Annotated in this window: 15 protein-coding genes; 13 read left to right on the forward strand and 2 right to left on the reverse strand. The window is 64.3% G+C overall.

Features of this window, described 5'->3' with window-relative positions; genetic code table 11:
• Window positions 1-27: 27 nt before the first annotated feature.
• The 8 genes from Q9316_RS21395 to Q9316_RS21435 all read left to right on the forward strand — a co-directional run bounded on the left by Q9316_RS21395 (window position 28) and on the right by Q9316_RS21435 (window position 8,279).
• Window positions 28-1,107, forward strand: a complete 1,080-nt coding sequence (locus Q9316_RS21395) for a polyamine ABC transporter substrate-binding protein (RefSeq protein ID WP_306035758.1) — start codon at window positions 28-30, stop codon at window positions 1,105-1,107.
• Between the two features lie 199 nt (window positions 1,108-1,306).
• Window positions 1,307-2,170, forward strand: coding sequence for an ABC transporter permease (locus tag Q9316_RS21400; protein WP_306035759.1), 864 nt, complete (start codon window positions 1,307-1,309; stop codon window positions 2,168-2,170).
• Window positions 2,171-2,173: 3 nt separating this feature from the next.
• The gene (locus Q9316_RS21405) at window positions 2,174-2,962 is read left to right on the forward strand and encodes an ABC transporter permease (protein WP_306035760.1); all 789 of its coding nucleotides are present in this window, start codon (window positions 2,174-2,176) and stop codon (window positions 2,960-2,962) included.
• Window positions 2,959-4,050 carry an ABC transporter ATP-binding protein gene (locus tag Q9316_RS25715; RefSeq protein ID WP_371878041.1) on the forward strand — a complete coding sequence of 364 codons (1,092 nt, stop codon included), beginning with the start codon at window positions 2,959-2,961 and terminating at the stop codon, window positions 4,048-4,050. Before Q9316_RS21405 ends, Q9316_RS25715 begins: the two co-directional genes overlap by 4 nt.
• Before the next feature lies 1 nt (window position 4,051).
• Entirely contained in the window at window positions 4,052-4,780 is a 729-nt protein-coding gene (locus tag Q9316_RS21420) for an MBL fold metallo-hydrolase (protein ID WP_306035761.1), read from the forward strand.
• Window positions 4,781-4,792: 12 nt separating this feature from the next.
• Window positions 4,793-6,226, forward strand: coding sequence for an aldehyde dehydrogenase family protein (locus Q9316_RS21425; protein ID WP_306035762.1), 1,434 nt, complete (start codon window positions 4,793-4,795; stop codon window positions 6,224-6,226).
• Window positions 6,227-6,380: 154 nt separating this feature from the next.
• Window positions 6,381-7,259 carry a DMT family transporter gene (locus Q9316_RS21430; protein WP_371878042.1) on the forward strand — a complete coding sequence of 293 codons (879 nt, stop codon included), beginning with the start codon at window positions 6,381-6,383 and terminating at the stop codon, window positions 7,257-7,259.
• 120 nt (window positions 7,260-7,379) lie between these two features.
• Complete coding sequence (locus Q9316_RS21435) at window positions 7,380-8,279, forward strand: DMT family transporter (RefSeq protein ID WP_306035764.1); 900 nt, start codon at window positions 7,380-7,382, stop codon at window positions 8,277-8,279.
• Between the two features lie 6 nt (window positions 8,280-8,285).
• Here the strand turns inward: Q9316_RS21435 and Q9316_RS21440 are convergent, their stop codons facing one another.
• Complete coding sequence (locus Q9316_RS21440) at window positions 8,286-9,101, reverse strand: MerR family transcriptional regulator (RefSeq protein WP_306035765.1); 816 nt, start codon at window positions 9,099-9,101, stop codon at window positions 8,286-8,288.
• Between the two features lie 239 nt (window positions 9,102-9,340).
• On the opposite strand from Q9316_RS21440, the gene Q9316_RS21445 reads away from it, so the two are divergent.
• Together Q9316_RS21445 and Q9316_RS21450 are read left to right on the forward strand one after the other, a co-directional pair.
• Window positions 9,341-9,772, forward strand: a complete 432-nt coding sequence (locus Q9316_RS21445) for a VOC family protein (protein ID WP_306035766.1) — start codon at window positions 9,341-9,343, stop codon at window positions 9,770-9,772.
• 171 nt (window positions 9,773-9,943) lie between these two features.
• On the forward strand, window positions 9,944-10,186 hold the full coding sequence (locus Q9316_RS21450; RefSeq protein WP_306035767.1) for a BA14K family protein: 243 nt from the start codon (window positions 9,944-9,946) through the stop codon (window positions 10,184-10,186).
• A 63-nt stretch (window positions 10,187-10,249) separates the two neighbouring features.
• On the opposite strand, the gene Q9316_RS21455 is transcribed toward Q9316_RS21450, so the two are convergent.
• Window positions 10,250-11,209: an omptin family outer membrane protease gene (locus Q9316_RS21455; RefSeq protein ID WP_306035768.1), complete on the reverse strand. Its 960-nt coding sequence runs from the start codon at window positions 11,207-11,209 to the stop codon at window positions 10,250-10,252.
• Window positions 11,210-11,559: 350 nt separating this feature from the next.
• On the opposite strand from Q9316_RS21455, the gene Q9316_RS21460 reads away from it, so the two are divergent.
• From Q9316_RS21460 to Q9316_RS21470, 3 genes are read left to right on the forward strand one after another with little or no spacing between them, the layout of a single operon-like run.
• Entirely contained in the window at window positions 11,560-12,240 is a 681-nt protein-coding gene (locus tag Q9316_RS21460) for a TetR/AcrR family transcriptional regulator (RefSeq protein ID WP_306035769.1), read from the forward strand.
• Window positions 12,191-12,727, forward strand: coding sequence for a GFA family protein (locus Q9316_RS21465; protein WP_306035770.1), 537 nt, complete (start codon window positions 12,191-12,193; stop codon window positions 12,725-12,727). The genes Q9316_RS21460 and Q9316_RS21465 overlap by 50 nt, the downstream gene beginning before the upstream one ends.
• Window positions 12,720-13,013: a DUF6958 family protein gene (locus tag Q9316_RS21470; RefSeq protein ID WP_306035771.1), complete on the forward strand. Its 294-nt coding sequence runs from the start codon at window positions 12,720-12,722 to the stop codon at window positions 13,011-13,013. Before Q9316_RS21465 ends, Q9316_RS21470 begins: the two co-directional genes overlap by 8 nt.
• Window positions 13,014-13,019 lie beyond the last annotated feature (6 nt).

The following is a 13,019-nucleotide window of genomic DNA, read 5'->3' on the forward strand; positions in this document are numbered from 1 at the left end:
CCCGAAAAGCCTTCACCAGAGGGAACTATGATGAAGAAAACCGTTTCCGGCGGCCTCCCCGGCCGCAAGCTTCTCGCCACCGCCGCCGTCCTCGCGTTTTCGCCCGCCAGCGTTATGGCGCAGGATGAGCTGAACGCGCTCGTCTGGTGCGATCACACCGACCCGGCCCTCGTCGAGCCCTTCGAGAAGGCCAACAACGTCAAGGTCAATCTCAAGGAATATGAAGGCACGGGCGCCGCGATCTCGATCATCGAGCAGTCCCGCCCGGGCGATTGGGACGTGCTGGTGATCGACGCGGTGGATGTGCCGCGCGCCATCGACATGGATATCCTCGGCGAAATGCCGGCCGACAAGCTGCCGCTGGGCGATCTCTTCCCGGAAGTGCGCATGGAGGAGACGACGACGCGGGACGGCAAGGTCTACGCCGTCACGGAGAAATTCGGCTACAACACGATTTCCTACGACAAGACCAAGGTCGACCCGGCCGACATGGAAGACCTCTCGGTCATGTGGTCGGACAAGTACAAGGGCCGCATCGCGCTCTATGACTATTACCTGCCGATGGTCGGCCTCACCGGCGTCGGCATCGGCAAGAAGACCGCCGACCTCAAGCAGGACGACCTGCCGGCGATCAAGGAAAAGCTCTTCGAGATGAAGAAGGTCTCGCGCCAGGTGAGCGACGTCGTCGCCTCGCAGACGGCGCTGGCGACCGGCGAGGTCGACATCGTTGTGGGCGGCGGCGAATGGCTGACGGCCGGGCTTTCCGCCGAAAAGCCGAACCTCGACTGGACGATCCCCAAGCAGGGTGCGTTGCGCTGGGCGCAGTCCATCGGCGTCTTCAAGGACAGCGAGAAGCAGGACCTCGCGCTGAAATTCGTGCAGTACATCGTCAGTCCCGAGGGCCAGGCGCGGCTTGCCACCTCCTCCTGCTACTGGGCGATGCCGTCCAACGCCAAGGCGGGCGAGCACCTTACAGACCCGCAGAAGACGGCGCTGCGCTGGGACAGGCAGCCGGAATACCTGAAGAACTCGCAGCTCTACCCGGTGGCCGATGCCGACATGGACGCGGCGATGCAGGATGTGTGGACGGAGATGCTGCAGCAGTAATGCTGGCTTGGGGAAGTCCCCTCCCCAACCCCTCCCCACAAGGGGGAGGGGCTTAGTCCGCCGCCCCGTTTGGTGTTCAACTTCGGGCAATGTGCAAGCCTCCTGCTTTCTCCCCCCTTGTGGGGGAGATGCCGGCAGGCAGAGGGGGTGCCGAAGGGTAACGCCCCATTCTTCCGAAGGAAGCCGGAGACCCTACCCCATGACCGTCACTGCCCTCGAACGCGCGGAGCGCCGCAAGGCCTGGGCCTTCGCCCTGCCGGCATTGCTCTGGACGGGGTTCTTCTTTCTCGTGCCGTTCGCCTACATGGTCGCGATCAGCTTCTGGACGCGGCAGGGGCGCGAGATCGTCGCGACCTGGACGCTCGACAACTACATCGCCTTCTTCGGCAAGGCGCATTTTTTCAAGGGGCTCGTCGTCTCGCTGGAGATCACGGCGGTGGTTACCGTCATCTCCGTGCTGCTCGCCTATCCGCTTGCCTGGATCATCGCCGAGCGCGTGCCGAAGAAATGGCAGCGTTTCGCGCTGATCATGGCGATCCTGCCGTTCTGGACCTCCTATGTGGTGCGCTCCTATTCCTGGTTGCTGGTGCTGTCCAAGGGCGGCGTCGTCAACCAGACGCTGCTGTGGCTCGGCGTGATCGCGGAACCGCTGGAACTGTCGGCCAACCGCACGGGCACGATCATCGGCTTCGTGCACTTCTTCGTCATGCTGCTGACTCTGACGATCTACGCCAACCTCATCCAGCTTTCGCCGAACTATCGCCGCGCCGCGGCCGACCTCGGGGCCAATGCCTTCCAGACCTTCCGGCATGTCGTGCTGCCGCTGACGCTGCCCGGCATCATGGTCGGCGCGTTCCTCACCTTCGTATTGTGCATCGGCGACTACATCACGCCGCAGATCCTCGGCGGCAACAATGAACTCGTCCTGCCGCAGGTCATCATGTTGCAGCTCGGGCGGCGGGCGGATTTCCCGATGGCAGCGGCGCTCTCCCTGGTGCTGATGGTCGTCGTCACGCTCGCCTATGTCGCCTGCGCGCGCTGGCTGAAGATGGAGAGGACCTGAGCCATGCGTCACCTCGCCACCGCGCTGGCCGCGCTCTATGCCGGCCTCATCTATCTCTTCATCTTCCTGCCGGTCGTCGTGCTGGTGCTGTTCTCCTTCCAGGACGGCACGTTGCCGGTGCCGCCGCTGAACGGCCTGACGCTGCGCTGGTACGAGGCGATCTTTTCCGACGGCAAGCTGATGGCGGCGCTCGGCAATTCGCTGATCGTCGCGTTGCTCTCCTCGGCCGTCGCCTGCCTGCTCGGCTTTCTCGCGGCCTATGCCTTCGCCCGCTACACGCTGCCGGCCTCCGGCCTGCTGCGCGGGCTCATCGTCGCGCCGATGACGGTCAGCACGCTGATCATCGGCCTTGGCCTCCTCTCCATGCTGAACGTCACCGGCATGCGGCTTTCGCTGGTCACGGTCGGCATCGGCCATGTGGTGATCAACCTGCCGCTCTGCTTTGCCATCATCTATGCCTCGATGGGCGGGCATCAGGTGAACATCGAGCGGGCGGCGCGCGATCTCGGGGCGAAGGACTGGCAGGTCATGCTGCTCGTCACCGCGCCGATGCTGCTGCCGTCGATCCTGGCGGCCTTCTTCCTGTCGGTCACGTTCAGCTGGGACGAGTTCATCGTCGCCTTCCTGCTGTCGCGCTTCGACGTGACGCTGCCGGTCGAAATCTGGAGCATGCTGCGCTCCGGCCTCGACCCCAGGACCAATGCCATCGGCAGCGTCGTCTTCCTCGTCTCGGTCGCGTTCCTCGTCGTCCTCGAACTCGCCGTCTTCCGCAAAACCGGGAAATCCTCATGACCGCCGATGTTTCCATCCGCAATGCCACTAAGGCTTTCGGCGCGTTCCGCGCGCTCGACGACGTCTCGCTCGATATCGCGGCGGGCGAGTTCATCGTGCTGCTCGGCCCATCGGGCTGCGGCAAGACCACCCTGCTCTCCATCCTCGGCGGCTTCATCGAGCCGACTTCCGGCACGATCGCCATCAACGGGCGCGACATGACGCACGTCTCCCCGGCAAAACGCCCGACGACGACCATGTTCCAGGATTATGCGCTCTTCCCGCATATGTGCCTGCGCGATAATGTCGGTTTCGGCCTTCGCATGCGCGGCATGGGCAAGGCCGAGCGATACGAGAAGGCGTCTTCCTATCTCGATCTCGTCGGCCTGAAAGCCTCTTCGGCCAAGAAGCCGCACGAACTTTCCGGCGGCCAGCGCCAGCGTGTGGCGCTCGCCCGCGCGCTGGCCGTCGATCCCGACGTGCTGCTGCTCGACGAGCCGCTCGGCGCGCTCGACCTGAAACTGCGCCGGCAGATGCAGGACGAGCTGAAGGCCATCCAGAAGCGCGTCGGTACGACCTTCGTGCACGTCACCCACGACCAGGAAGAGGCGATGGCGATCGCCGACCGCATTGTCGTGATGAACAAGGGCCGCATCGAGGATGTCGGCACGCCGGCCTCAATCTACATGCGGCCGCGCTCGCTGTTTTCCGCCGGCTTCATGGGCGAGGCAAATTTCCTGCCCGCCAGGGTGCGCGGCACGGCGGGCAGCGAGGCGGAGGTGGAAACGGCGCTCGGCCGTGTCGCCCTGCCCACCGCCGCCTTCGTTTCGGGGGTGCCGGCGGCAGGCAGCGACGTCACGCTCTGCGTGCGCCCGGAGCATGTCCGCTCCGCGGCGGCGGATGTGCCGACCGTCTCGCTAGGCCGCGGGCGCATCACCGGTAGCGCCTTCTTCGGCACGCATCACCGCTGCCATGTGGTGGCGGGCGACACGATGCTGACTGCGCATCTTCCCCAGACCGACAATCCCGAAGCGGGCGCCGAGCTTGACCTTCGGCTGAAGGCGGATAGCATCGTCGTGCTTCAGGACGGAGCGGGAGTGGTAGGGTAAAATGCAGCGCATCCGCCCGGAGGATTGGTATAGCGTGCGGCGCCTCGGCGACGAAGTGACCGCCATTTCCGAGCCCCATATCCAGGAATTCTACCGCTGCAACATCTGGCATGTGCGCGGGCGCGACAGCGACATGCTGGTCGATAGCGGCATGGGCGTCGTCTCGCTCACGCAGTGGGTGCCGCTCGTCACCGAACGCGACCTGATCGCGGTGGCGAGCCACACCCATTTCGACCATATCGGCTGCCATCACGAATTCGAGTGCCGCGCGGTGCATGCGGCAGAGGCCGACCTGCTCGCCCATCCGACGCGGGAGAACACGCTCGCCGATCCTTATGTCACCGACGAGATCTTCGACGCGCTGCCGCCGGAGCCCTATTGCTCGAAATGTTATGCCGTGAGGAAAGCACCCGCGACGCGCATCCTCGAGGACGGCGACGTGATCGACCTCGGCGACCGGCAATTCGAGGTCATCCACACGCCGGGCCACTCCCCAGGGGGTATTGCACTCTACGAGCGGGCGACCGAAATTCTCTTCTCGGGCGACATCGTCTACGATGGCCCGCTGATCGAGGACACCTACCATTCCGACTTGGGGGATTACATCGCCTCGATGGAACGGCTCCTGACCCTGCCCGTGCGGCTGGTGCATGGCGGCCATTTCCCAAGTTTCGGCGGGGAACGCTACCGCCGGCTCATCAAGGGCTGGCTCGACGAAAAACAGAAGTGACGGGAGAAAAGCATGCTCGACAAGCGCAAATTCTACATCGACGGCCAGTGGGTTGATCCGCTGAAGCCCAACGACCTCGCGGTCCTCAATCCGGCCACGGAAAAGCAGATCGCGGTCATCACCATGGGCACCGCCGCCGATATCGACCGCGCCGTCGCCGCCGCCAGACAAGCCTTTACGACCTATAGCCAGACCAGCGTGGAGGAGCGCCTGGCGCTGCTCGAAAAGCTGCTCGAAATCTACAAGCGCCGCTATGACGAGATGGCCCGCACCATCACGCAGGAACTCGGCGCGCCGATTACAATGAGCACCGAGCAGCAGGCCGATGTCGGCGTGGGTCACCTCCAAGGCTTCATCGACGCGCTGAAGCGCCTCAAGGGCCGCGAAGTCCTGCCGAACGGCGACGTGGTGCGCCGCGAGCCCATCGGCGTGTGCGGCCTCATCACGCCGTGGAACTGGCCGATCAACCAGATCGCGCTGAAGGTCGTGCCGGCGCTGGCGACGGGCTCGACCTGCGTGCTCAAGCCGTCCGAATTCACGCCGCTCAATGCCATGCTCTATGCGGAGATGGTGCATGAGGCTGGCTTCCCGGCAGGCACGTTCAACCTCGTCAACGGCGACGGCATCGAGTGCGGCGCCGCGCTCTCCAAGCATAAGGACGTCGACATGATGTCCTTCACCGGCTCGACGCGCGCCGGCATCGCCGTCAGCAAGGATGCGGCCGATACGGTCAAGCGCGTGACGCTGGAACTCGGCGGCAAGTCGCCGAACATCGTCTTCGCCGATGCGGACCTCGAGGATCGCGTCGCCGGCAGCGTGCGCGAATGCTTCAACAATTCCGGCCAGTCCTGCGACGCGCCGACCCGCATGCTGGTCGAGCGCTCGGTCTACGACAAGGTGGTCGAGATCGCCGAACGCACCGGTAAGGAGGCCAAGGTCGGCAATCCGGAGGAGGAGGGCGAACATATCGGCCCGCTCGTCTCGCATGTCCAGTTCGGCCGCGTGCAGGCGCTGATCGAAGCGGGCGTTGCCGAAGGCGCGCGCCTTCTCGTCGGCGGCCCCGGCAAGCCGGAGGGCTACGAGACCGGCTATTTCGTCAAGCCGACGATCTTCGCCGACGTCAACAACGAGATGCGCATCGCCCGCGAGGAAGTGTTCGGTCCGGTGCTTTCGATCATCCCCTTCGACACGGAGGAGGAAGCGATCGCGATCGCCAACGACACGGCCTACGGCCTTGCCGCCTACCTGCAGACCGGCAATCCGGACCGCGCCGAGCGCGTCGCCGCGCGCCTTCGCGCCGGCATGGTGCACATCAACGGCGGGCCGCACCGCTACGGCAGCCCCTTCGGCGGCTACAAGCAGTCCGGCAACGGCCGCGAAGGCGGCCTGTTCGGCCTTGAGGATTTCCTCGAGGTGAAGACCGTGCACCGGCCGGACGCGGCCTGACACCCGATTGTCGAATGGGGAGGCGGCGCCGGAAAAGCGCCGCCTTTTGCTTGTGCACCAAAGTTTCCCGCTAATTTAGCAGCGCCCGTCTGGTCCAAGGCGACGCGGTCTGATAGCCCGCCTGCATCCATCCTTCCTCTCCCGGACTGCCGCCGTGTCGCCGATTGCCGCCTCCCGTCATACCCGCCTTGCCCTGATCGCCCTTCTTGTCGGAGGTGCTGCCATTGGCGGGTCGCCGATTTTCGTGCGCCTTTCGGAAGTGGGGCCGATGGCGACGGCCTTCTGGCGCGTGTCGCTCGCCCTGCTGCCGTTCTTCCTGATGTCGCGCTTGGCGAAGCAGGGAGACGAAACGCCCCGCGGGCTGCGCGACCATCTCTTCCTGCTGCTGCCGGGCGTCTTCCTCGCCATCGACCTTGCCGCCTGGCACCTGTCGCTGCACATGACCTCCGTCGCCAATGCGACGCTGCTCGCCAATCTCGCCCCCGTCTTCGTGACGCTCGGTTCCTGGCTGGTTTTCCGCACGCGCATCACGCCTGTCTTCCTGGCCGGGCTTGCGCTGGCGCTTGTCGGCGTCGTCGTGCTGAAGGGCGGGCCGGCAGCCATCGGCGGCGGACAATTGGCGGGCGACGCGACGGCCATCGTTGCGGCGCTCTTCTACGCCTGCTACATGCTCTCGCTCGGCCATGTGCGCTCGCGTTTCTCGACGCTACGCATCATGGTCTGGACGACTTTTTCGGCGGCCGTCTGCATGCTGCCTCTCGCCTTCTTCTTCGAGGGAGACATGGTGCCCGTCACCCTGTTCGGCTGGGCGATGGTGCTGGGCCTCGCCTTCATCAGCCATGTCGGCGGGCAAGGCCTCGTGACCTATGCGCTCGCCTATCTGCCGACGGCCTTCTCGTCGCTGACGCTGCTGCTCCAGCCGGTCGTCGCCGCCATCCTCGCCTGGATCCTGCTTGCCGAGCCGGTCGGCGTTCTGCAGGCGGTCGGCGGCCTGATCGTGCTTCTCGGGATTCTCGTCGCCCGCCGGGGTTGAGCGCGTGCCGGGCCGGACGGCGAGGCATGCGCGCGCTTCATGCAGCTATCAAAATTGCTGACTGGATCGCCGGGAAGGAATGTGTCACAGCCCTGCCATCCCGAGACCCGAGTTTCCATCATGGCCGACACCACCGTTTCCTCGCCCGCTTCCGGCTCCGCGCGCCTCGGCGTGCTGCTGATGCTGCTCGGCATGGTGATGTTCTCGCTGAACGACGTTCTCGGCAAATGGCTGGTCGCCACCTATTCCGTCGGCCAGCTCATGCTGATCCGCAGCATTGCCGCGCTCGTCGTGCTGGCGCCGTTCTTCTGGCGCGTGGGCTGGCGCCGGCTGGTCGAGGTCGACCGCCCGAAGCTGCATCTGCTGCGCTCCGCCCTCTTCGCCTTCGAGGCGTCCGGCTTCTATTTCGCCGTCGCCTACATGCCGCTCGCCGATGCCATGACCTACTGGCTCGCCGCGCCGATCTACGTCGCCGCCCTCTCCCCGCTCATGCTCGGCGAGAAGGTCGGCTGGCGGCGCTGGACGGCCATCATCGTCGGTTTCGTCGGCGTCGTCATCGCGCTGGAACCTTCGAAGGACACCTTCACGCTCCCGGCCCTCGTCGCGCTTGCCGGCAGCCTTGCCTTCGGTCTTGCCATGGTGCTCGGCCGCTCGCTGCGCGCCGCGCCCGATACGACGCTGGTCTTCTGGCAGATCGCCGGCGCCGCCGTCTTTTCGGCCATCTGGTGCCTTGCCGATCCCGCCGGCTGGGCGCCGGTGAGCGGTGTCGATTTCGGTCTCCTCAGCCTGCTCGGCATCGTGGCGATGAGCGCGCACATGCTGGTCAACCGCTCGCTGAAGCTGGCGGATGCATCGACCGTCGTGCCGCTGCAATATACGCTGCTGCTCTGGGCGGTGGTCTTCGGCTGGATCTTCTTCGGCGATGCGCCCCGACCGGCCATGCTCGCCGGCGCCGGCTTCATCGTTGCCTCCGGCCTCTTCATCTTCTTCCGCGAGCAGCAGTTGAAGCGCCGCGGCTGACGAAGATCAGAAGGTGGGCGGGGTGTTGATCCAGATGAGGACCGTCTCGCCGTCATGGCGGTTGCGCCAGGCATGGCGGCGGCAGCTTTCGAAATAGAGGCTGTCGCCGGCGCCGAGGTCGTGGAACTCATGGCCGTCGAGCACCATCTCGATGCGACCGGAAAGCACATGCACGAATTCCTCGCCCTCGTGCTTGTAGGCGCCGTCGCTGGAGGCGCCCGGCGCCAGCACGAAACGGTGGCAATCCATCATGTTGCGCCCGTCGGCCAGCACCTGCACGGTGACGCCCGGCGAGGTCTCCGGCCAGAGCTTCCACTCCCCGGCCCTGACGACGGAACGGTTGTCGTTTTCCTCCTCGCCGGAAAGCTTCGAGACGGTCGTCTCGTAATAGGCGGCAAGATCGTGCAGCACGCGGAAGGTCACGCCCTGCGAGGTGCGCTCGAAGGTGGAGAGCACGGAAGTGGCGATGCCGATGTCGCCGGCGACCTGCTCCAGCGTCTTGCCGACGGCATGGCGCAGGCTGCGCAGCTTGCGGCCGACGCCTTGCGGCGCATCGCCGTCCGATGCACCCGTGTCGGCGGCGGGCTCCTCCGCATCCAGCGCCTCGCGGATGGCGGCCGGGTTCAGCCCGCGCTCCGTGCGGTACCAGGCGATACGCTTCAGTCGGGCGACATCCTCGGCGCTGTACTGGCGGTGCCCGGTCTCCGAGCGCCCCGGCACGACGAGCCCCTGCGCCTCCCAAAGCCTGAGCGTGGAGGCGGATACTCCGGCGAGCCGCGCGGCTTCCGCCACCTTGTAGTGCACCGGCTCCTCGGACCCCATTCCGCCAATCCCTGATTCTGCCTTGTCGTCTATACTACGTCTTTATAGGAAAATGGCGCGGTCATCGAACAGTCTGCGGAAATCACCCACCGCCGGCATTTTCGGCGCAGGCGGAGCCGCCTTTTTCCGCCGATGGGCCGGTGGGTTGACTTGATGGGTCATTTACGTTGATATCAATTTATCGATGAGCCGAACCCGACGCGAGGTCGGGGGAAGGCGATATAAGGGAGGAGACAAGCATGAAAATCGTGACCAGCCTGAGTTTCCAGGGACAGTGCCGCGAGGCTTTCGAATTCTACGCGAAAATTCTCGGCGGCAAGATCACCGCGGCCTTTCCCTATGGCGAAGCACCGCCGGACATGCCGATCAGCGACCCGAAATACAGGGACTGGCTGATGCATTGCTGGCTGGAAGTCGGCGACCAGGCGCTGATGGGGGCCGATATGGATGCCGCCTGGGCGCCGAACATCGACAAGCCCAAGAACGGCTTCGACGTCACGCTGCACACCAACGACAAGGCCGAGGCGCAGCGCTGGTTCGATGCGCTGTCCGACGGCGGCCGGCAGGTCATGCCGTTCAGCGAAACCTTCTGGTCGCCCGGCTTCGGATCACTCGTCGACAAGTTCGGCGTGCCGTGGATGGTCAACACCATTCCCGCGACCGAAGGGTGACACGGCTGGAAAGCGGTGCCTTGCGGCCCAAGCCGCAGGGGCATCGTCTCCATGTCCACGAAATGTCGCCGTGCCGGGAACGGCAGCGAATTTGCCGCTGCCGTTTCGTTCCCGCGCAAATGTTGTAGACTCGAAGCGTATCTTGCCCGGCATTGCTTCGAGGAGATGTGCGTGAAACCGAAAATAAGATTGCCGGCGCTTGCCGCCGGCGCAGCCCTGCTCGCCGGCAGCGGTTGCGTGCATGAGGACGCCGTTGCTGCGGGAAAACCGGTTTTCGATCCGGGAAAATATCCCCGCGAGCATTTCCAGTGGTGCATGAAGACCCATTTCACCAGCTATCGGGCGCTCGACAACACATACCGCACGGCCGAAGGCGGGCGCGTGCAGTGCATCTCTCCCTTCCTCAAGAAATGACAGGGCCAAAACGCAAAAGCCCGGGCGCTGGCCCGGGCTTTCGATTCAAACATGATGATCGGCTTAGAAGGCGACCTTAAGGCCAGCCGAGAGCGTGACGGACTGGAAGTCCATGCCGGCGCCGTCTTCGAACGGGCCGCCGACCTGAATGCCGGTCGGGATGTCGTACATCTTGGTTTCGCCCTTCTTGCGGAAGAACCGCTCGAAGTCGACGCCCAGCGTGATCTGGGTGCTTTCGGTGATCTGGTAGGCGGCTTCCGCGCCCAGGCTCACAAACGGAATGGCGCCGTACTTCTCTTCGAAGCGAAGGTCGCGCATCCAGTGATGGTCGGTGTCGGTCGCGCCGATCGTCACGCCGGCGCGGGCAAGGCCGGTGAACGTCCATGCGCCGTGGACCGTCTTGGCTTCGCCGCCGATGAAGACGCCCGGGTAACGCTGCTCGAAGGTGATGCCCTTCTCGCCGGCAGGGAAATTGCCGACCGTGTCACGGAAGCCGCCGACGCTGTAGGTGAACGAGCCGCCATAGGCCGTCCACTTGACGTCGGTGTACTTGAAGCCGCCGTGCAGGTTGAACGTGGTGGTCTCGTTCAGGTCGAAGTTCTTGCCGAGAGCGATATCGAGGTTGATATAGCGGTCGAGTTCGGTGTCGGGATGGATGGACTGGTGCGTCCAGTTGTCGAAGGCGTAGTCGCCAGCCAGCCAGTCATAGTCTTCCATGTGGCTGTTGCCGCTGAAGCCGAATTCCACGTTGCCCGAGACGGTCCAGTCGTTGCCGAACTCGCCCTTGGCGCCGAGGTTGATGACGGGGGCATCGGTTTCCCAGATCAGATGGCTGATACGGTTACCGGCGCCGTCGTAGACGAGCTCGTTGCCCTTGAGCCAGGTATAGCCGACGCCGCCGACGAAAACGAAGTCCGGCGATGCGACAACGTCTGCAGACTGGTCCGCAGAGAAGGCGAGCGAAGCCGTCGAAGCCAATACTGCTGCCGAGATTGCCAATGTCTTTGCGGAAAGTCTGATCACTGCGATACCCCTCGATTGCAATGCTGCTGCACGTAAGAATTGATTAGCAGCGACACCCCATAAAGTCTGTTGTAAAATCGCAACGCTCTCTCCTTGGTGACGCGTCCATTAGAAATCAATTGATTTCTAATGGCGATAGCCAAAATAAATCAATTGGTTGAATTGCCAATTCGAAGACATTTCTGCCGTGGAAATTTTGCGGAATTTTCCGTTTTCAAGCATTGGGTCGCTAACATTTGGTTGTGCCCTCGAAGAAGGATGTCCTGTTTCCGGACGAATCATGTGAATGCGCGAACTGCCGGCGCCAAACGTGCACTTGACATATACCGACCGTACGGTATGTTGCTCATATGTCGAGACCAACCAAACATTCGCCCGAACGGGGCAGCGCGCGGATCCGCCTCCTGGAGGCGGCGCGGGACATCGTTCGTGAAAAGGGCTTCGCCGCAACCAGCGTCGACGACCTGTGCAAGGCCGCCGATGTCACCAAGGGGGCGTTCTTCCACCACTTCGGAAGCAAGGATGCTCTCGGCGTGGCGGCGGCGGAGTTCTGGGCGGAGACGACCTCCGCCTTCTTCGCCGGGGCGCCTTACCACGCGCCCGACGACCCCCTGGAGCGGGTGCTCGCCTATGTGGCGTTCCGCAAGGCGATCATCGCGGGCGACCTGAAGGATTTCACCTGCCTCGTCGGAACGATGGCGCAGGAGGTTTATGACAGCGCGCCCGATATTCGCGACGCGTGCGGGCGCAGCATCTTCGGCCACACGGCGACGCTGGAGGAAGACATCGAGCTGGCGCGGCGGGAGCGCGGCATAACGGCCGGCTGGACGGCCGAGAGCCTCGCCCGCCACACGCAGGCCGTGCTCCAGGGGGGCTTCATCCTGGCGAAGGCCGGCAACGATCCGGCCCTTGCGCGGGAAAGCCTCGATCATCTGGAGCGATACATCAGGCACTTGTTCAATGTCATGGAGGATGACGGCAATGAGCAGAACGACCCACATAGGATGCGCGTGCGGCAAGACGCGCCTTGAGGTGCGGGGCAACCCGATCCTCGTTTCCGAATGCCTGTGCGACAGTTGCCGTGCCGCGGCCGGCAGGCTCGCGACGCTTCCGGGCGCAGCGAACATGCTGACGACCTATCATGCGACGCCCAGCGCGGAATATCGCAAGGACCGGATCGGCGTCCTTTCCGGTGCAGAGAACCTGAAGGAATTCCGCCTGTCCCCTTCGTCCGGTTCCCGACGCGTCGTAGCCACCTGCTGCAACACGCCGGTCTTCCTGGAGATGAAGGGCGGCCACTGGCTGAGCCTCTACCTCCACCTCTGGCCGGAAGAGGCGCGGCCGAAGGCCGAGCTGCGGACGATGACGGGCGACCTTGCCGACAGGTCCGGCCTGCCGGCCGACATTCCCAACCTGAAGACCCATACGGTGGCCTTCTACGCAAAACTCCTGGCGGCCTGGATCGCCATGGGATTCCGTAATCCGAAAATCGCTGTCGCTGGGAAGATCGATGTCTGAGAAGATCGAAATCGAAAACGTCAACATCCCGGGCCGGAGCGAACGGGTCGATCGCACCAAATACATGGCGATGCGCGAGGCGCTCCTCGCCGCGCTGCCGGATCAGGAGCCGGGCATGACGGTCGCGGAGGCGCAGGCCGCTCTGCTGCCCTTCCTTTCCGAGACGGCCTTTCCCGAGCGGCAGAAGGCCGGCTGGTGGATGAAGGCCGTGCAGCTCGACCTCGAGGCAAAGCGCATTATCAAGCGCGCGCCGCGAAAGCCGGTGCATCTCTACCGGCTCGTCTGACGCTTC

This window comes from Shinella zoogloeoides, from assembly GCF_030733845.1.
GTDB classification, from domain to species: domain Bacteria; phylum Pseudomonadota; class Alphaproteobacteria; order Rhizobiales; family Rhizobiaceae; genus Shinella; species Shinella zoogloeoides_C.

Excerpts from the sequence above, each read along its gene's own strand:
- Q9316_RS21405 (WP_306035760.1), top strand. The coding sequence starts at position 2,174 with ATGCGTCACCTCGCCACCGCGCTGGCCGCGCTCTATGCCGGCCTCATC.
- Q9316_RS25715 (WP_371878041.1), top strand. The coding sequence starts at position 2,959 with ATGACCGCCGATGTTTCCATCCGCAATGCCACTAAGGCTTTCGGCGCG.
- Q9316_RS21465 (WP_306035770.1), top strand. The coding sequence starts at position 12,191 with ATGAGCAGAACGACCCACATAGGATGCGCGTGCGGCAAGACGCGCCTT.
- Q9316_RS21425 (WP_306035762.1), top strand. The coding sequence starts at position 4,793 with ATGCTCGACAAGCGCAAATTCTACATCGACGGCCAGTGGGTTGATCCG.
- Q9316_RS21460 (WP_306035769.1), top strand. The coding sequence starts at position 11,560 with ATGTCGAGACCAACCAAACATTCGCCCGAACGGGGCAGCGCGCGGATC.
- Q9316_RS21440 (WP_306035765.1), bottom strand. The coding sequence starts at position 9,101 with ATGGGGTCCGAGGAGCCGGTGCACTACAAGGTGGCGGAAGCCGCGCGG.
- Q9316_RS21395 (WP_306035758.1), top strand. The coding sequence starts at position 28 with ATGATGAAGAAAACCGTTTCCGGCGGCCTCCCCGGCCGCAAGCTTCTC.
- Q9316_RS21470 (WP_306035771.1), top strand. The coding sequence starts at position 12,720 with ATGTCTGAGAAGATCGAAATCGAAAACGTCAACATCCCGGGCCGGAGC.
- Q9316_RS21400 (WP_306035759.1), top strand. The coding sequence starts at position 1,307 with ATGACCGTCACTGCCCTCGAACGCGCGGAGCGCCGCAAGGCCTGGGCC.
- Q9316_RS21445 (WP_306035766.1), top strand. The coding sequence starts at position 9,341 with ATGAAAATCGTGACCAGCCTGAGTTTCCAGGGACAGTGCCGCGAGGCT.
- Q9316_RS21420 (WP_306035761.1), top strand. The coding sequence starts at position 4,052 with ATGCAGCGCATCCGCCCGGAGGATTGGTATAGCGTGCGGCGCCTCGGC.
- Q9316_RS21435 (WP_306035764.1), top strand. The coding sequence starts at position 7,380 with ATGGCCGACACCACCGTTTCCTCGCCCGCTTCCGGCTCCGCGCGCCTC.